The organism is Pseudomonas lini (assembly GCF_001042905.1).
Classification (GTDB): Bacteria; Pseudomonadota; Gammaproteobacteria; order Pseudomonadales; family Pseudomonadaceae; genus Aquipseudomonas; species Aquipseudomonas lini.
This window is the reverse complement of sequence record NZ_JYLB01000006.1, coordinates 398,448-417,781: the sequence shown is the minus strand read 5'-3', so window position 1 is coordinate 417,781 and position 19,334 is coordinate 398,448. Positions and strand designations below refer to the sequence as shown.

Genomic DNA, 19,334 nt, shown 5'->3' with positions numbered 1-19,334 from the left:
CCATTAGGGGCCGCAAACCCGCTACCCCGTTGCCTGTGAGCAAATCGGTAGCACTTGTGGGAACAGGGCTGCGACGCTCTACGGGAGAGTGTCACCGCAAGCACGGGTGACGGACGGTCAGGCTTGAATTGGATCCCCTGATGGGGGATGCGGGCTTACCTGTTTGCGACGCGCTAAAAGGTGGCGCGTTTTGGTGCGGGTGTTCACTTAACGCGCAGTTTTGACTGGTCTGGCCCTATCGCGGGCAAGCCCGCTCCCACAGGATTCATTGTGTGACCGAGAACTGAGGCACACCACAAATCCTTGTGGGAGCGGGCTTGCCCGCGATGGGGTCAATCCGATCTCAACACTCAACCGCACTAACCGCCAAACCACCGCGCGATGTCTCTTTATATTTGTCGTGCATGTCAGCACCGGTATCACGCATGGTGCGGATCACCCGGTCCAGCGAGATAAAGTGCTGACCGTCGCCCCGCAGCGCCATCTGCGCCGCGTTGATCGCTTTTACCGCGGCAATCGCATTGCGCTCGATGCACGGCACCTGCACCAACCCACCCACGGGATCGCAGGTGAGGCCGAGGTTATGCTCAAGACCGATTTCCGCCGCGTTGCACAGCTGCTCCGGTGTGGCACCGAGAATCTCCGCCAACCCGGCCGCCGCCATGGCGCAGGCCGAACCGACTTCGCCCTGGCAACCGACTTCGGCACCGGAGATCGAGGCGTTCTTCTTGCACAGAATCCCTACCGCCGCGGCACTGAGGAAGTAATCGACCACGTTGGCGTCGGTCACCACCTCGCTGAACTTCATGAAGTAGTGCAACACCGCCGGAATAATCCCCGCCGCGCCATTGGTCGGCGCCGTGACCATGCGCCCACCGGCCGCGTTTTCTTCGTTGACCGCCAGGGCGAACAGATTCACCCACTCCATAGCGCTCAGGGTCGAGCCGATCACGTTGGGTTTGTTCAACTCCTGCAGACTACGGTGCAGTTTGGCTGCGCGACGACGCACATTCAGGCCGCCAGGCAGGATGCCTTCGTGCTTGAGGCCTTGTTCCACGCAATCTTGCATCGCGCGCCAGAGTTTCATCAGGCCGGCGCGAATTTCCTCTTCGCTGCGCCAGACCTTCTCGTTGGCCATCATCAGCTCTGCAACGCGCAGGTTGTGCTGCTTGCACAGACTGAGCAGCTCGACGGCACTGGAGAAATCGTAAGGCAACACAGTGCGATCCAGATCCACCACGCCGCTGGAAGCCTGTGCCTCATCGACGACAAAACCGCCGCCGATGGAATAGTAGGTGTCGCGATGCAGCTCGCCGTGATCGCCTTCGGCAACCAGAGTCATGGCGTTGGGATGGAACGGCAGGTTCTCGTCGATCAGGCGCATGTCCCGGGCCCAGATAAACGGGACCGACAAGCGACCGTCGAGCAATAGCGTGCTGGTTTCACGCAGGGTCTCGATGCGGATGCCGATTTGCGACGGATCGATCGCGTCCGGCCACTCGCCCATCAGCCCCATGATCACCGCGTTGTCGCTGCCGTGACCGATGCCGGTAGCCGAAAGCGACCCATAAAGCTGAACTTCGACGCGCCGCACCTGCTCCAAAAGTCCCTGTTCACGCAAACCTTGCACGAACAACGCCGCGGCGCGCATAGGCCCCACGGTGTGCGAACTGGAAGGGCCGATGCCGATTTTGAACAGGTCGAAAACGCTGATAGCCATTACTGCTGAACTCCTGGATGTGCCTGCTCCAGGCGCAAAAGCGCCCAGTGACGGAGCTGCTACGCTCAAGCTGCAATCCGCCGAGATGGCCGCATCATCAGGCTTTTGTCATGTCGTTCGACGTCTCACACCGACGCACTCATGCCCGCTAGCGCCGCAGGCCGCTTACGCTGTGTTTTCGCCGTTTTTTTGCGGATCAGAGGGACAAAACGGGCTGAAAAAAGCTGTAAACGACGTTACCGACACTGGATGCGACCATCCCTGTACTGGTTACGACGCACCCTGTAGGCGTCAGATTTTCACTGGTACATGATCGTATCGACTCGATTGCAAGGCGCCGTGGTAGAGCTGTCTCCAAAACGCCATCCAACCGCAACAGATAAGTGCGGTGGTCCAGTCGGAACACTGCCAAAAAAAACACCAAGGAGTCGCCCCTATGAAAGGTTCCCCGTCGTTGTTGTTGGCCGCCATGCTGAGTCTGCCGTTTCTGGCTCAAGCCGCAGAACCGGCCCAATGCAGCACCGTAAACTTCTCCGATGTCGGCTGGACGGACATTACCGTCACTACCGCCACCACCAGCGTCGTTCTCGATGCCCTGGGCTACAAGACCAAGACCACGATGATTTCCGTGCCGGTGACCTACAAGTCGCTGGCCGACGGCAAGAACATGGACGTGTTCCTCGGTAACTGGATGCCGACCATGGAAAACGACATCAAGGCCTACCGTGATGCCGGCACCGTGGACACGCTGCGCGCTAATCTGGAAAACGCAAAATACACACTCGCCGTCCCCGAAGAGTTGTATAACAAAGGTCTGAAAGATTTCGCCGACATCGCCAAGTTCAAGAAAGAACTCGACGGCAAGATCTACGGCATCGAACCGGGTAACGACGGCAACCGCCTGATCCAGAGCATGATCGACAAGAACGCCTTCGGCCTGAAAGAAGCCGGCTTCAAGGTGGTCGAGTCCAGCGAGGCAGGCATGCTCTCGCAAGTCGATCGCGCCCAGCGCCGCAACACCGCCGTGGTGTTCCTGGGCTGGGAACCGCACCCGATGAATACTCGATTCAAGATGAAGTACCTGACCGGCGGCGACGAATACTTCGGCCCGAACTTCGGCCAGGCGACCATCTACACCAACACCCGCAAGGGTTACGCACAGGAATGCAGCAACGTCGGTCAGTTGCTGAAAAACCTGGTCTTTACCCTCGACATGGAAAGCACGCTGATGGGCAACGTCCTGGACGACAAAATGAAGCCTGACGCGGCCGCCAAGGCCTGGCTGAAAAAGAATCCACAGGTGCTCGATACCTGGCTCGCTGGCGTGACCACCATTGACGGTAAACCTGGCCTGGAGGCCGTGAAAGCCAAGCTCGCGCAGCCTTGATTTAGGAAGCATCGCTTATGCCGGGCGGCTTCGGCCGTCCGGGCTGTTTATTTCCTTGCATGCGGACGTTCACTACCATGCTGATTGATCAGAAAATACCTTTAGGCCAGTACATCGCGGGCTTCGTTGAATGGTTGACGCAAAATGGCGCCAGCACTTTCGACGCAATCGCCGTGTCACTGGAAACGATGATCCACGGCGTGACTTTTGCGCTGACCTGGTTCAACCCGCTGGCATTGATCGGCCTCATCGCGCTACTGGCACACTTCATCCAACGCAAATGGGGCTTGACCGTTTTCGTCATCGCCTCCTTTCTGCTGATCCTCAACTTGGGGTATTGGCAGGAAACCATGGAAACCCTCGCCCAGGTGTTGTTCGCCACCCTGGTGTGCGTGCTGATCGGCGTGCCGTTGGGCATCGTCGCCGCGCACAAACCGATGTTCTACACAGTGATGCGGCCGGTGCTCGATCTGATGCAGACCGTGCCGACCTTTGTGTACCTCATTCCTACCCTGACCCTCTTCGGTCTGGGTGTGGTCCCGGGTCTGATCTCGACGGTAGTGTTCGCGATTGCCGCGCCTATCCGCCTGACCTACCTGGGTATTCGCGATGTCCCGGAAGAACTGATGGACGCTGGCAAGGCCTTTGGCTGCTCGCGACGTCAGCTGCTCTCGCGAATCGAACTGCCCCACGCCATGCCAAGCATCGCGGCCGGTATCACCCAGTGCATCATGCTGTCGTTGTCGATGGTGGTGATCGCGGCACTGGTGGGCGCCGATGGCCTGGGCAAACCCGTGGTCAACGCACTGAACACTGCTGATATCGCCCTGGGCTTCGAAGCAGGCCTGGCGATCGTGCTGCTGGCGATCATGCTCGACCGTATCTGCAAACAACCCGACGCTAAAGTAGGGGGTGACGCATGAGCATTATTCGCTTCGAAGAGGTCGACGTAATCTTCTCCAAGGATCCACGCGAGGCTCTCAAGCTGCTGGATCAAGGCATGACCCGTAACGAGATCCTGAAAAAGACCGGGCAGATCGTTGGGGTCGAAAAGGCCAGCCTGGACGTCGAAAAAGGTGAAATCTGCGTACTGATGGGCCTTTCCGGCTCCGGCAAGTCCAGTCTGCTGCGCTGCATCAACGGCCTTAACACCGTCAGCCGCGGCAAGCTGTTCGTCGAGCACGAAGGCAAGCAGATCGACATCGCTTCCTGCACCCCGGCGGAACTGAAAATGATGCGCACCAAGCGCATTGCGATGGTGTTCCAGAAGTTCGCCCTGATGCCTTGGCTGACGGTGCGCGAGAACATCAGCTTCGGTCTGGAAATGCAGGGTCGTCCAGAGAAAGAGCGGAAAAAACTGGTCGATGAAAAACTTGAGCTGGTGGGCCTGACCCAATGGCGCAACAAGAAACCCAACGAGCTGTCCGGTGGCATGCAGCAACGTGTCGGCCTGGCCCGTGCCCTGGCGATGGACGCCGACATCCTGCTGATGGACGAACCTTTCTCGGCCCTCGACCCACTGATCCGCCAAGGTCTGCAAGACGAACTGCTGGAGTTGCAACGCAAACTGAGCAAGACCATCGTTTTCGTGAGTCACGACCTCGATGAAGCCCTGAAGCTCGGCAGCCGTATCGCCATCATGAAAGACGGCCGGATCATCCAGTACAGCAAACCGGAAGAAATCGTCCTGAACCCTGCGGACGATTACGTGCGCACCTTCGTCGCTCACACCAACCCACTGAACGTATTGTGCGGTCGCAGCCTGATGCGCACCCTGGACAAGTGCAAACGCATCAACGGTTCGGTATGCCTGGATCCGGGCGGCGATTCGTGGCTGGACCTGGCCGAAGGCAACACCATCAAAGGCGCACGCCAGAACGGTTCGATCCTGGACCTGCAGAACTGGATACCGGGGCAAGCGGTTGAAGGCTTGGGGCGTCGGCCAACGCTGGTGGACTCCAACATCGGCATGCGTGATGCGCTGCAGATTCGTTACCAGACGGGTAATAAGCTGGTGCTGCACGACAACAACAAAGTTGTCGGGATTCTCGGCGACAGCGAGCTGTACCACGCGCTGCTTGGCAAGAACCTGGGGTAAGAAGCTGCAGACACAAAAACGCCGCGAGATGATCGCGGCGTTTTTGTTTGCGGGATATCGGGGCATGCAGCTGTGCGGCTGATGGCCCCATCGCGGGCGAGCCCGCTCCCACATAGGATTTGTGAACGACGCAGATCCAATGTGGGAGCGGGCTTGCTCGCGAAGAATACGACGCGGTGTCACTGAAACACCGCGCCACTCACCTCAGCTATAAACCCGACCAAGAAGCTGCCGATGGCTTTCAAACTGATCGAGCACGTCACGGGTGATCTGATCCTGAGTGAAGCCCATCAGGTCGTAGTCCTGGCTGCCGTTGTGCAGGTACACCTCGGCGCGGTAGTAACGTGCGCGCGGTTCATCGGCGCTTTCAGCAGACACCGTATCACTCGCCGCCGCCAGATAACCGTCCAGGCTCACTTCGTAGACAAAAGGGTTGCCCTCTTCCATCTCGATCCGCACGCCCATGCAGCGTTTCGACTTGCCCAGCAACGTCTGCACATCCAGACCCTGACCCTGCAATTGCACCGCAGCATCTTCCAGTGCCGGGCTGACGTGCTTGTCCATGAAACGCTGAACGATCGACTGGTTCGGTTGCAGATCCAGCTGGGTCAAGCGCTCGCTGAAACCACGACGACCACGCGCCGCCAGCTCCGCTTGCTCCTGTTCGATCTGCACGTCCTGGCGCATGGCCTTGTGCAAGCCGAACATGAAGAACACCAGCACCACCGAGAACGGCAGCCCCGCCAGCACCACCATGGTTTGCATGGCTTCGAAGTTACCGGCGAACAACAGGCCGATGGTCACCAGAGTGATCACCGCCGACCAGAAAATCCGCAGCCAGTGCGGCGCATCTTCGTCAACATTGCCGCCCTTGCAGGAAAGGTTGGCCATCATCACCGCACCGGAATCCGCCGGGGTCAGGAACAGCACGAAGCCGACAAAAATCGACACGCCGATCACGATTTTCGACGCTGGGTAATGCTCAAGCAACTGGTAGATCGCCATCGACGGCTGTTGCAGCGCCGTCTTACCGAGCTCCACCGCCCCATGGTTCATCACCAGGTCCAGGGCCGAGTTACCGAAGATCGACAGCCATGCCAGGGTGAAGCCCAGCGGAATCAGCAGCACGCCGGCCACCAATTCACGCACCGTGCGACCACGGGAAATACGCGCGATAAACATGCCTACGAATGGCGCCCAGGAAATCCACCAGGCCCAGTAGAACAGAGTCCACAGGCCCAACCAGCGCTCGGATTTGGCATTGTCGGCTTCGTACACATAGAGATCGAAAGTCTTCAGCACCACGCCGTTCAGGTAGTCGCCGATGTTCTGCACAAAGCCGTTGAGCAGATGCAAAGTCGGGCCGAACAACAGCACGAAAATCAGCAGGCCGCTGAACAGCACGATGTTCAGGTTGGACAGGCGGCGAATGCCGTTTTCCACGCCGGACACAGCGGCGATGGTCGCCACGGTGCTCATCACGATGATCACGATCAGCAGGTTTGTGTTGCTGTGTTCCATGCCGAACAGGTTTTCCAGCCCCGACGACACTTGCAGCGAACCGATCCCCAGGTTCGTCACCAGCCCCAGCAGGGTCACGAACATGCCGAAGCCGTCCACCGCATGACCGGCCGCGCCTTTGACCCAACGCTCGCCGACCAGCGGATACAGCGCCGACCGCAACGCCAGCGGCTGGTTATGACGGTAAGCAAAGTACGCCACGGCCAGGCCGACCAGTGCGTAGATCGCCCAGCCATGCAGGCCCCAATGGAGGAACGTCAGCTGCACCGCCTGACGGGCCGCAAGGTTGCTGCCGGCCACGCCTTCCGGCGGGTTGAAGTAATGGTCCAGCGGCTCGGAAGCACCGAAGTACAGCAACGAGATGCCGATACCCGACGAGAACAGCATCCCCGCCCAGGCGCCGTAGCTGAAATCCGGGGTGTCGTCCTTGCTGCCCAGTTTGAGTTTGCCGTAGGACGAAAACGCCAGGCCAACCACAAAAACCAGATAAGCGGCGATCACCACCATGTAGTACCAGCCGAAGCTGCGGGACAACCAGGCCTGGGCAATGCCGAGCATTCTGCCGGCCTCTTGCGGGGCGATGATCAGAATGGCGGTCAACAGCAGGATCAGCGCGGTAGAGGTGTAGAACACCCAACCGTTGACCGTCACCTTATCGGGTGGGGTCTTTATTAGAGAGGCAGAACTCATGGCACAGATGCTCCGGCAGTGCGAGAGAAGAACACAAGGCAACGCGGTACCCGACCAATCGGTTAGTTGGCAGCCGACCGGCGGGTGATATAAAGACACCCCGAAAAAAGCCCGAAACCCTTGGGACGCCTGCGCGTATGGGTTTCGAGCATTTTTGGATGTCGGTTTATCGCCATTTACACGTAGGAAAAATCTGTAAGCAGCGACGATTTGTCGCAGATCTTATTCTTTGTTGATTGAACGTTCAATCAAAACAAAATAGACTGGCCCTCAACCCGGTAGCCGTTATTCGTCTACGGGAAGGCCTAAGGAGATGTGCAAGATGCCCAAGGTCGGTATGCAACCCATCCGCCGCCAGCAATTGATCGAAGCCACGTTACAGGCCGTCGATCAGGTCGGCATGGGGGACGCCAGCATTGCGCTGATCGCCCGTTTGGCCGGTGTCTCGAATGGCATCATCAGTCACTACTTTCAGGACAAGAACGGCCTGATCGCCGCCACGGCGCAGTATCTGATGAGTGTCCTCAGCGAGAACGTCACCGCGCGCCGTCAGGCGTTGGAGGACGCCAGCCCACGGGCTCACCTTCAGGTGATTATCGAAGGCAACTTCGACGCCAGCCAGGTCAATGGCCCGGCAATGAAAACCTGGCTGGCCTTCTGGGCCACCAGCATGCACCACCCGTCATTGCACAGGTTGCAGCGGATCAACGATCACCGTCTGTATTCCAACCTGTGCTGCCAGTTCCGCCGTGTGTTGCCGCTCGATGATGCGCGCACCGCCGCCCGCGGCCTGGCAGCCCTCATTGACGGTTTGTGGTTGCGCGGCGCGCTGTCGGGAGATGCTTTCGACACCGGGCAGGCGCACCAGATCGCTTACGAATACATGGATTTCCAACTGGCCAAGCAGGTGAGTTAGAGCACACATAATCGCTCAACCCCTGAACCGCTACCGACCGCGATGCCACTGCTACACGGCTCGCCCGGTGGTCAACGCCAACCACTTATGCACTTGCGAGGACTTTATGGCCCGTTTCGAACTGCAAAAACTCTACATCGATGGCGGCTACAGTGACGCCAGCAGCGACGCCACTTTCGAAGCCATCAACCCGGCTAACGGTGAAGTCCTCGCAACCGTACAACGTGCGACCAAGGAAGACGTTGAGCGCGCTGTGGTCAGCGCCGAAAAGGGCCAGAAAATCTGGGCTGCAATGACCGCCATGGAGCGTTCGCGCATCTTGCGTCGTGCCGTCGACATCCTGCGCGAGCGCAACGATGAACTGGCCGCCCTGGAAACCCTGGACACCGGCAAGGCGTACTCCGAAACCCGTTACGTCGACATCGTCACCGGCGCTGACGTGCTGGAGTACTACGCAGGCCTGGTGCCGGCCATCGAAGGCGAGCAGATTCCGCTGCGTACCACGTCTTTCGTTTACACCCGTCGCGAGCCATTGGGCGTCGTGGCCGGTATCGGCGCGTGGAACTACCCGATCCAGATCGCTTTGTGGAAATCCGCGCCTGCCCTGGCGGCCGGTAACGCGATGATCTTCAAGCCAAGCGAAGTCACTTCCCTGACTACCCTGAAACTGGCCGAGATCTACACCGAAGCTGGCGTTCCGGCTGGCGTGTTCAACGTTCTGACCGGCAGTGGCCGTGAAGTCGGCACGTGGCTGACCGAACATCCACGCATCGAAAAAATCTCCTTCACCGGCGGCACCGACACCGGCAAGAAGGTCATGGCCAGCGCTTCCGCTTCGTCGCTGAAAGACGTGACCATGGAACTGGGCGGCAAGTCACCGCTGATCATTTTCGACGACGCCGACCTGGATCGCGCCGCCGACACCGCGATGATGGCCAACTTCTACAGCTCCGGTCAGGTCTGCACCAACGGCACTCGCGTGTTCGTACCGAGCCACCTGAAAGCCGCTTTCGAAGCCAAGATCGTTGAACGCGTTGCCCGCATCCGCGTTGGCAACCCGGAAGACGAGAACACCAACTTCGGCCCGCTGGTCAGCTTCGCCCACATGGAAAGCGTGCTGGGTTACATCGCCAAAGGTAAGGAAGAAGGTGCTCGCCTGCTGTGCGGCGGCGATCGTCTGACCGACGGCGAGTTCGCCAAAGGCGCGTTCGTGGCTCCGACCGTGTTCACCGATTGCACCGACGAGATGACCATCGTTCGCGAAGAAATCTTCGGCCCGGTGATGAGCATCCTGACTTACGAAACCGAAGAAGAAGTGATCCGTCGTGCCAACGACACCGAGTTCGGTTTGGCGGCTGGTGTTGTCACCAAGGACCTGAATCGCGCTCACCGTGTGATCCATCAACTGGAAGCCGGTATCTGCTGGATCAACGCCTGGGGCGAGTCCGACGCCAAGATGCCGGTCGGCGGCTACAAGCAGTCGGGCGTGGGTCGTGAGAACGGCATCAGCTCGCTGAACAACTTCACACGCATCAAATCGGTACAGGTCGAACTGGGCGATTACGCCTCGGTTTTCTAAGGCGGTATTTGCTTCGCCTGCGAGATCGCTATTGCAGGCAAGCCAGCTCCCACAGGTTTGGCGTCGTTCGCCAAATCTGCGGTGCCCCCGATCCCTGTGGGCGCGTGGCTTGCCCGCGATCGAGTGCGAAGCACTCGCCGACCTGACCAACTTCAAAGAGGGTGCATTCAATGTCCCAAGAATTCGATTACATCATCATCGGTGCCGGCTCGGCCGGTAACACCCTGGCGACCCGTCTGACTGAAGACGAAGGCGTCACCGTCCTGCTGCTCGAAGCGGGCGGCCCGGATTACCGTCTGGATTTCCGTACGCAAATGCCGGCCGCCCTGGCGTTCCCGCTGCAAGGTCGTCGCTACAACTGGGCGTACGAAACCGATCCAGAGCCACACATGGACGGTCGCCGGATGGAATGCGGTCGCGGCAAGGGCCTGGGTGGTTCTTCGCTGATCAACGGCATGTGCTACATCCGTGGTAACGCGATGGACTACGACAATTGGTCGAAGCTGCCCGGTCTGGAAGACTGGAGCTACCTCGACTGCCTGCCGTATTTCCGCAAGGCTGAAACCCGTGACATCGGCCCGAACGACTACCACGGTGGCGACGGTCCGGTCAGCGTGACCACGCCCAAAGCCGGCAACAATCCGTTGTTCCACGCGATGGTTGAAGCCGGTGTGCAAGCCGGTTACCCGCGTACCGAAGACCTGAACGGCTACCAGCAAGAAGGTTTCGGCCCGATGGACCGCACCGTGACGCCGAACGGCCGTCGCGCCAGCACCGCGCGCGGTTACCTGGACGTCGCCAAGAAGCGCTCGACCCTGACCATCGTCACCCATGCCCTGACCGACAAGATCCTGTTCGAAGGCAAGCGTGCGGTCGGCGTGCGTTACCTGATCGGCGCCGCTGAAGAGCGCGTTGAAGCCCGCGCCCGCAAGGAAGTGCTGCTGTGCTCCGGCGCCATCGCGTCGCCGCAGATTCTGCAACGCTCCGGTGTCGGCCCGGCCGAACTGCTGAACAAGCTCGACATTCCGGTGGTCCACGACCTGCCGGGCGTTGGCGAAAACCTGCAGGATCACCTTGAACTGTACCTGCAATACGCCTGCACCCAACCGGTCTCGCTGTACCCGTCGCTGCTCTTGCACAACCAGCCGGCCATCGGCGCCGAGTGGCTGTTCAACGGCACCGGCATCGGCGCCAGCAACCAGTTCGAGGCCGGTGGTTTCATCCGCACCCGTCCGGAATTCGATTGGCCGAACATTCAGTACCACTTCCTGCCGGTCGCGATTAACTACAACGGCAGCAACGGTGTGAAAGAACACGGCTTCCAGGCGCACATGGGTTCCATGCGTTCGCCAAGCCGCGGTCGCATCCAGGCCAAGTCCAAGGATCCGCGCGAGTACCCGAGCATTCTGTTCAACTACATGGCCACCGAGCAGGACTGGCAGGAATTCCGCGACGGCATCCGCCTGACCCGTGAAATCATGCAGCAGCCAGCGCTGGACGCCTTCCGTGGTCGCGAAATCAGCCCGGGCATCGACGTGCAAACCGACGAGCAGCTGGACAAGTTCATCCGCGAACACGCCGAAACCGCGTTCCACCCGTCCTGCTCGTGCAAGATGGGCACCGACGAGATGGCCGTGGTCGATGGCGAAGGTCGTGTGCACGGTATGCAAGCCCTGCGCGTGGTCGATGCCTCGATCATGCCGATCATCACCACCGGCAACCTGAACGCGCCAACGATCATGATGGCCGAGAAAATCGCCGACAAGATCCGCGGTCGCAAGCCATTGCCGCGTAGCAAGGCCGCCTACTTCGTGGCCGGTGATGCACCGGTGCGCGGCAAGCCGTTGCGGGATGTGAGCCTGACTGCTCAGTAAGTCGTAATACCGAGGCGCGGCCTTCGCGAGCAAGCCCGCTCCCACAGTTGATCTCCGATGTTCACAAAATCTGTGTTCACTACCGATCTAATGTGGGAGCGGGCTTGCTCGCGAAGGGGCCCGACCAAACAACACATAACTTCATGCCATACACCGGGCAACCCCTCCCTACACCGCTCCGCCCTTGATCTACCCCCCGCCCAGGCCTAATCTAGCGCCACGCAAACGCTTCACCCCCTCGCAATACCGATACATCGCAACTCCATACCAAGGAGGTTCCCGAATGTTCGATTTCCACCCCCAGCTCAAGCAGCGCTTTGCTGCGTTGCGCACGGGCGCTGAATTCTTTTCGCTGCGTTATGTGCGCGAGTCCGGCCAGTACCTGTCGGTGCGCAAGAACGTCGCCGAACCGCCGAGCCTGAGCCGTGACGAAGGCGCGATGCTGACCGTTCGGGTCAACGGTATCGAAGCCTATGCCGCCACCAACGATCTGTCCCAATCCGGCCTGCAAGCCGCGCTGGAGAAAGCCGAGCAACAAGCCCGACGACTCAAGCCTCACGCCCTGCTCGACCTGCGTGAGCAAGCAGTCTCCAGCGACCGCGCCGACTATTTCTCGCCCAACTTCGACCAGCCCTTTCCGTCCCTGAGCGATTGCTACCAATTGCTCAGCGCCGAATCCGCCGCCGTGCCCAAGGACGAGCGACTGGTGAACTGGCAGGCGAGCATCGGCATCACCAACGTCGAGCAAATCTACCTCAACAGCGCCGGTGCCGAATTGCGTCAGGCCCAGCGTTTCGTCTACCCGAGCATGGACGTCACCGCCTACGACGGCAGCGACAGCCAGACCCGCACCTTGGGCCGCGAGAACTTCGGCCAGCAGGGCGGCTTTGATGTGATCAGCCGTTGCGGCCTGATCGGCGCCGGCCCGAAAGTCGCCGATCAGGCGCTGCAATTGCTGCTGGCGCCAAACACCCCGCAGGGCCCGCGCGATCTGTTGCTGATGCCCGACCAGATGATGCTGCAGATCCACGAGTCCATCGGTCACCCGCTGGAACTGGACCGCATCCTGGGCGATGAGCGCAATTATGCCGGCACCAGTTTCGTCAAGGCAGAAGACTTCGGCAGCCTGCAATACGGCTCCGAGCTACTCAACGTGACGTTCGACCCGGACATCCCCGAGCAGCTCGCCAGCTACGGTCACGACGACGATGGCAGCGCCGCCAGCAAGCAATTTCTGATCAAAGAAGGTTTGCTGCTGCGGCCATTGGGCGGTGCGCTGTCGCAATTTCGCGCCGGCATGGATGGCGTTGCCAACAGCCGCGCCTGCGGCTGGAACCGCCCGCCGATCGACCGCATGGCCAACCTCAACATCGAGCCCGGCGATCAGTCGCTTGAGCAACTGATCGGCAGTATCGAGCACGGCATTTTGATGAGCACCAACCGTTCGTGGTCCATCGACGATGCGCGCAACAAATTCCAGTTCGGTTGCGAATGGGGCCAGTTGATCGAAAACGGCGAACTCAAGGGTGTGGTGAAGAACCCGAACTACCGGGCGATTTCCGCACAATTCTGGAAAAGCCTCAGCGCTGTCGGCGATGCCAACACCGTCAAAGTGCTAGGCACGCCTAACTGCGGCAAGGGCGAACCGAACCAGGTGATCCGCGTTGGCCATGCGTCGCCGGCCTGTGTGTTCAGCAATGTGGATGTGTTTGGAGGAGACGCCTGATGAGTACTTCCACGAGCACTTCAAATAGCCAGGCCGAGTCATTCAAGGACCTGGTCAATCGGCTGCGCGATGCACTGCGCACGCCGGAGCAATTCACCCTCAGCTACGCCGCCGAGTCGTCGGCTTTCGTGCGTTTCAACCACGCCAAGGTCCGTCAGGCCGGGCAGGTGCAGCAGGCGAGTGTCGGGTTCAAACTGATTAACGATGGTCGTCATGCCGATCTGAACATCACGCTGTCGGGCGACCACGAAGTCGATCTTCAGCGTCTGGCCGAAGGTCTGCAACAGTTGCGCGAAACCCTGCCACTGTTGCCTCAGGATCCGTACCTGCTGCTTAACCAGAATGACTGGCAGAGCAACAACGTGCAGGAGCATCCGCTGCCGGACACCGAACAAGTGGTCGCTGAAATCACTCAAGCTGCCGAAGGATTGGATCTGGTCGGCTTCTATGCCGCCGGGCCGATCAGTCGCGGTTTCGCCAGTTCCTCGGGCGCGTTCGGCTGGCATCAGGCCAACAGTTTCAACTTCGATTTCAGCCTGTTTCATGAAAACGGTCAGGCAGTGAAAGCCAGTTATGCCGGGCATGACTGGAACAGCGAAGGGTTTGCCAGGCGCTTCCAGCAGGCCCGCGAGCAATTGGCGTTTCTGGGTCGGCCATTGCGCACGCTGCCGCCCGGCGAATACCGCGCCTACCTGGCGCCGGCAGCGCTGGAAGAAATCATGGGCATGTTGAGCTGGGGCGGGTTTTCGGCCCAGGCGATTGCCAGCAAACAGAGCCCATTGCAGAAGTTCTACGCCAGCGAAGCCTGCTTCAGCCCTAACGTATGGTTGAGTGAGCAGGTCAGCGGTTCCTTGAGCCCGGCGTTTTCCGACGAAGGTTATCCTCGCGATGATCTGGGTTTGATCGCCAAAGGCATGGCCAATGCCCGACTGATCAATTCGCGCAGCGCCGCCGAATACGGCCTCGCTGCCAACGGCGCCAGCAGCCATGAATACCCGACGGCGCTGGTCATGCAAGGCGGCAATCTGGAGCAGGCGGACATCCTCAAGCGCCTCGGCACCGGGCTCTACATCAGCAACCTGTGGTACCTGAACTACTCGGACCAACCGGCGGCGCGCCTGACCGGCATGACACGGTTTGCGACCTTCTGGGTCGAGAACGGCAAGATTCAGGCACCGGTCAGCACCATGCGTTTCGATGACAGCGTCTACAGCCTGCTCGGTTCTCAGCTGGAAGCATTGACCGAGGAACGTGAGCTGATGTTGTCGGCCAGCACCTACAGTCAGCGGGCCACGGCCTCGGCGTTGTTGCCCGGTGCGCTCGTCAGCCGATTGACCCTGACCCTGTAAACACAAAACCTTGTGGCGAGGGGGCTTGCCCCCGTTGGGCTGCGAAGCGGCCCCAGACCGGCAAACGCGCTCCGTCAGACAGACCGCATTCACCGGATTTACGACTGCTACGCAGCCGAACGGGGGCAAGCCCCCTCGCCACAGGGACCGAGCACTACCTGACAAAGAGGTCCCATGCCCAACCGCCCACCTCTCGACGCTGTCACCGCCCGCTGGGTACCGTGGGTTGTGGCCATTGCCTTCTTCATGCAGTCCCTCGACGGGACGATCCTCAACACCGCCCTCCCCGCCATGGCCCGGGACCTGGCCGAAGACCCGCTGCGCATGCAAGGCGTCATCATCGCCTACATGCTCACCGTCGCCTTACTGATCCCCGCCTCCGGCTGGATCGCCGACCGCTTCGGCACCCGGAAAATCTTCTTTGGTGCGATCCTCCTGTTCAGCTTCGGCTCATTGCTCTGCGCCTTGTCCAACACCCTGAGCATGCTCATCGGCGCCCGGGTGATTCAGGGCCTCGGTGGCGCCTTGATGCTGCCGGTCGGTCGATTGGTGGTGCTGCGCGCCTATCCGCGCTCGGAGCTGGTGCGGATCATGGGGTTCATTACCATCCCCGGCCTGCTCGGCCCGCTGATCGGCCCGACCATGGGCGGCTGGATGGTGCAATACCTGACCTGGCACTGGATCTTTCTGATCAACCTGCCGGTGGGCGTCCTCGGTTGCTACGCGGTATGGAAATTCATTCCCGACCTGCGCGGCAGCGAGCGCACCCGCTTCGATAGCCTGGGCTTCTTGCTGTTCGGCGCGGCGATGGTGCTGATCACCATCGCCATGGAAGGCCTCGGCGAACTGCACCTGCCGCACTTGCGGGTGATGTTGTTGCTGTTTGGCGGCATGGCGTGTCTGGCGGCGTATTGGCTGCGGGCCGGGCACATCGACAATCCGCTGTTTGCGCCATCACTGTTCAAGACCCGGACCTTCGCCGTGGGCATCCTCGGTAACCTGTTCGCTCGCCTCGGCAGCGGCGCATTACCGTTCCTGGTACCGTTACTGCTGCAAGTGGCACTGGGTTATTCGCCGTCACAGGCCGGGATGAGCATGCTGCCCCTGGCTGCGGCCGCGATGGTCGCCAAGTCGGTGGCGCGGCCGCTGATCGAACGTTTCGGCTACCGCACCGTGCTGACCGGCAACACACTGGCGCTGGGGATCATGCTGGCAAGCATGGGCCTGGTCAGCGAGCAGACGCCATATTGGCTGCTGCTGGCTCAGTTGGCGATTCTGGGGGCGATCAACTCCTTGCAGTTCACCGCAATGAACACCGTCACGCTGATCGACCTCGACGACGCCAGCGCCAGCAGCGGCAACAGTTTGCTGTCGGTGGTCGCGCAATTGTCCCTGAGCCTCGGTGTGGCCTGCGCCGGCGCCCTGCTCGGCGGCTTCACCGCAGAGATCGGCAATGACGGCGTGAGCACGGTTCTGGGCGCGTTCCAGCTGACGTTCGTGACGGTCGGAATCATGGCGATGCTGGCTGCAACGATCTTTTCGCAGCTGTCGAGAGAAGACGGACGGCGCGTCAAACGTCCGGAACAGCACATAGAGCCTTAGGGCGAATGGCCATGGGACTGATACACTGCGCGACATTTTGTTTTGCAGGCCAGTCCCGTGACCACCATCGCCACCGCTTTTAATACTTTGCCGCTGTCCGCCGCCATGCTGGCTAACCTCGACTCCCTCGGTTATGCCCAGATGACGCCGATCCAGGCGCAAAGCTTGCCGGTGATCCTCAAGGGGATGGACCTGATCGCCCAGGCCAAGACCGGCAGCGGCAAGACCGCCGCCTTCGGTATCGGCCTGCTGAACCCGATCAATCCGCGCTTCTTCGGTTGCCAGGCGCTGGTCATTTGCCCGACTCGCGAGTTGGCTGACCAGGTCGCCAAGGAAATCCGTCGTCTGGCCCGTGCCGAAGACAACATCAAGGTCCTGACCCTGTGTGGCGGCGTATCCTTCGGCCCGCAGATCGGCTCGCTGGAACACGGCGCGCACATCATCGTCGGCACCCCGGGGCGTATCCAGCAGCACCTGCGCAAGGGTTCGCTGGTGCTCCATGGCCTGAACACGCTGATCCTCGACGAAGCCGACCGCATGCTCGACATGGGTTTCTACGATTCCATCGAAGAAATCATCGCCCAGACCCCGGAGCGCCGCCAGACCCTGCTGTTCTCCGCCACGTACCCGGTGGGCATCAAGCAACTGGCGTCGAAATTCATGCGCACCCCTCAGATCGTGAAGGCCGAGGCGCTCCACGACGATACGCAGATCGAGCAGCGCTTCTACGAGATCTCTCCGGAAGAGCGTATGGACGCGGTGGTCAAAGTCCTCGCGCATTTCCGTCCGGCGTCCTGCGTGGCCTTCTGCTTCACCAAGCAGCAGGTCCAGGAAACCGTTGATCACCTGACCTCCAAAGGCATCTCCGCCGTCGGTCTGCAGGGTGATCTGGAACAGCGTGACCGCGATCAGGTATTGGCCATGTTCGCCAACCGCAGTACTTCGGTACTGGTCGCCACCGACGTCGCCGCTCGCGGTCTGGACATCGATATGCTGGACATGGTGATCAACGTCGAACTGGCCCGTGATTCGGAAATCCATATTCACCGTGTTGGCCGTACCGGTCGTGCGGGCGAGAAAGGCATCGCGATCAGCCTGGTCGCCCCGTCCGAAGCGCACCGCGCCCAGGCCATCGAGCAACTGCAGAAGTCGCCGTTGAGCTGGGATCAGTTGGACAACCTCAAGTCCCAGGGCGGCGCACCGCTGCTGCCGGTGATGAGCACGCTGTGCATTGGTGCGGGCCGTAAAGACAAAGTACGTCCGGGCGACATTCTCGGTGCACTGACCGGCGACGCCGGCATCCCGGGCGCCCAGGTCGGCAAGATTGCGATTTTCGACTTCCAGGCCTATGTGGCCGTGGAACGCGGGATCGCCAAGCAAGCCTTGCAGCGTTTGAACGACGGTAAAATCAAAGGCCGCTCGTTGCGCGTACGTATTTTGTAAGCGATCGTCTGGCTGACAGAGATCAAATGTGGGAGCGGGCTTGCTCGCGAAAGCGGACTGACAGACAACATCCATGTTGAATGTACTGGCCCCTTCGCGAGCAAGCCCGCTCCCACATTGGTTTGCCGGTGAATTTGAATTTTGTGTGAGGACACCGTTTTGCGCTCTACCGAAGTCGTGATCATTGGCGCTGGCGCCGCAGGGTTGATGTGTGCGCTGACCGCCGCCGGGCGCGGGCGCAAAGTGATGTTGCTCGACCATGCGAACAAGGCCGGCAAGAAAATCCTCATGTCGGGCGGTGGGCGCTGCAATTTCACCAACATGTACACCGAACCGAGCAATTTTCTCTCGCAGAACGAGCATTTCTGCAAATCCGCGCTGGCGCGCTACACCCAGTGGGACTTCATCGGTCTGGTGGCCAAACACGGCGTGCCGTACCACGAGAAGAAACTCGGCCAGTTGTTCTGCGATAACAAATCCAGCGACATCCTCGGCCTGCTGCTCGACGAGTGCGATCAGGTCGGCGTCAGCCTGCACCTGGACACCTCGATCCAGCACATCGAAAAAATGGAAAGCGGCTACCTGCTGCAAACCACCCTCGACCAAATTACCTGTGAGTCTCTGGTGATCGCCACCGGAGGCCTGTCGATTCCGACCCTTGGCGCCACCGGTTTCGGTTATCAAGTGGCCAAGCAGTTCGGTCACGACCTGCTGCCGACCCGCGCCGGCCTCGTGCCGTTCACCATCACCGATCAGCTCAAGGAGCTTTGCACCGAGCTGTCCGGTACATCGGTGGATTGCCTGGTGAGCTGCAACGACCAGAGTTTCCGCGAGAACATCTTGTTCACTCACCGCGGCCTCAGCGGGCCGGCGATCTTGCAGATTTCGTCGTTCTGGGAATCCGGCGACACAGTGGAAATCAACCTGATGCCGGATCACGACGTGCCGAGCTGGCTGCAACAGCAGCAGGCCGAACGCCCGAATAGCGAGTTGAAAACCCTGCTCGGTGAAATCTTCACCAAGAAGATGGCCAATCTGCTGGCGGACAGCTGGTTCGCCTCCAAACCGATGAAGCAGTACACCCACGCCGAACTGGCGGACATCGCCGAAAAACTGGCGAGCTGGAAAGTCGTGCCGGCCGGCACTGAAGGCTACCGCACTGCCGAAGTGACCCTGGGTGGCGTCGATACACGCGAAGTGTCGTCCAAGACTATGGAATCGCTGAAAAGCCCTGGTTTGTATTTCATTGGCGAAGTACTCGACGTCACCGGGCATCTGGGTGGTTTCAATTTTCAGTGGGCCTGGGCCTCTGGTTACGCCGCCGCGCAATTCGTCTGACTCACGCAACCTGAATGTGAAATGTGGTCAATTGTGGGAGCTGGCTTGCCTGCGATAGCGGTCTGACAGTCAACATAGATGTTGGATGTAC

At 60.2% G+C, this 19,334-nt stretch carries 13 protein-coding genes; 11 read left to right on the top strand and 2 right to left on the bottom strand.

The genetic code is table 11. From position 1 onward, the window contains the following. Positions 1-343: 343 nt before the first annotated feature. On the bottom strand, positions 344-1,720 hold the full coding sequence (locus TU81_RS20115; RefSeq protein WP_038981099.1) for an L-serine ammonia-lyase: 1,377 nt from the start codon (positions 1,718-1,720) through the stop codon (positions 344-346). Between the two features lie 436 nt (positions 1,721-2,156). Here TU81_RS20115 and TU81_RS20110 point away from each other — a divergent pair, with 436 nt between their 5' ends. From TU81_RS20110 to choV, 3 genes are all read left to right on the top strand, one after another. Further along, positions 2,157-3,107, top strand: a complete 951-nt coding sequence (locus TU81_RS20110) for a choline ABC transporter substrate-binding protein (protein WP_038981098.1) — start codon at positions 2,157-2,159, stop codon at positions 3,105-3,107. Positions 3,108-3,184: 77 nt separating this feature from the next. Continuing rightward, the gene (gene choW, locus TU81_RS20105; RefSeq protein WP_038983589.1) at positions 3,185-4,030 is read left to right on the top strand and encodes a choline ABC transporter permease subunit; all 846 of its coding nucleotides are present in this window, start codon (positions 3,185-3,187) and stop codon (positions 4,028-4,030) included. Further along, positions 4,027-5,205: a choline ABC transporter ATP-binding protein gene (gene choV, locus TU81_RS20100; protein WP_048396371.1), complete on the top strand. Its 1,179-nt coding sequence runs from the start codon at positions 4,027-4,029 to the stop codon at positions 5,203-5,205. Before choW ends, choV begins: the two co-directional genes overlap by 4 nt. A 204-nt stretch (positions 5,206-5,409) precedes the next feature. Here choV and TU81_RS20095 read toward each other — a convergent pair whose 3' ends face one another. Next, positions 5,410-7,359, bottom strand: coding sequence for a BCCT family transporter (locus TU81_RS20095; protein WP_231983824.1), 1,950 nt, complete (start codon positions 7,357-7,359; stop codon positions 5,410-5,412). A 379-nt stretch (positions 7,360-7,738) separates the two neighbouring features. On the opposite strand from TU81_RS20095, the gene betI reads away from it, so the two are divergent. From betI to TU81_RS20055, 8 genes are all read left to right on the top strand, one after another. After that, positions 7,739-8,332 (top strand): transcriptional regulator BetI, encoded by a 594-nt coding sequence (gene betI / locus TU81_RS20090; protein WP_038981092.1) that lies wholly within the window; start codon positions 7,739-7,741, stop codon positions 8,330-8,332. 106 nt (positions 8,333-8,438) lie between these two features. Then, on the top strand, positions 8,439-9,911 hold the full coding sequence (betB, locus tag TU81_RS20085) for a betaine-aldehyde dehydrogenase (RefSeq protein WP_030130227.1): 1,473 nt from the start codon (positions 8,439-8,441) through the stop codon (positions 9,909-9,911). A gap of 170 nt (positions 9,912-10,081) precedes the next feature. Then, positions 10,082-11,785 carry a choline dehydrogenase gene (gene betA / locus TU81_RS20080; protein WP_048396369.1) on the top strand — a complete coding sequence of 568 codons (1,704 nt, stop codon included), beginning with the start codon at positions 10,082-10,084 and terminating at the stop codon, positions 11,783-11,785. A 283-nt stretch (positions 11,786-12,068) separates the two neighbouring features. Then, positions 12,069-13,511, top strand: a complete 1,443-nt coding sequence (locus TU81_RS20075) for a TldD/PmbA family protein (protein WP_038981088.1) — start codon at positions 12,069-12,071, stop codon at positions 13,509-13,511. Next, positions 13,511-14,860: a TldD/PmbA family protein gene (locus tag TU81_RS20070; RefSeq protein WP_048396368.1), complete on the top strand. Its 1,350-nt coding sequence runs from the start codon at positions 13,511-13,513 to the stop codon at positions 14,858-14,860. Before TU81_RS20075 ends, TU81_RS20070 begins: the two co-directional genes overlap by 1 nt. Positions 14,861-15,034: 174 nt before the next feature. After that, complete coding sequence (mdtD, locus tag TU81_RS20065; RefSeq protein WP_048396367.1) at positions 15,035-16,462, top strand: multidrug transporter subunit MdtD; 1,428 nt, start codon at positions 15,035-15,037, stop codon at positions 16,460-16,462. A 105-nt stretch (positions 16,463-16,567) separates the two neighbouring features. Then, positions 16,568-17,905, top strand: a complete 1,338-nt coding sequence (gene dbpA, locus TU81_RS20060; RefSeq protein WP_231983823.1) for an ATP-dependent RNA helicase DbpA — start codon at positions 16,568-16,570, stop codon at positions 17,903-17,905. Between the two features lie 159 nt (positions 17,906-18,064). Then, a complete protein-coding gene (locus tag TU81_RS20055) occupies positions 18,065-19,243 on the top strand; it encodes a BaiN/RdsA family NAD(P)/FAD-dependent oxidoreductase (protein ID WP_048396366.1) in 1,179 nt (392 codons plus the stop codon). The last annotated feature ends 91 nt before the right edge of the window (positions 19,244-19,334 follow it).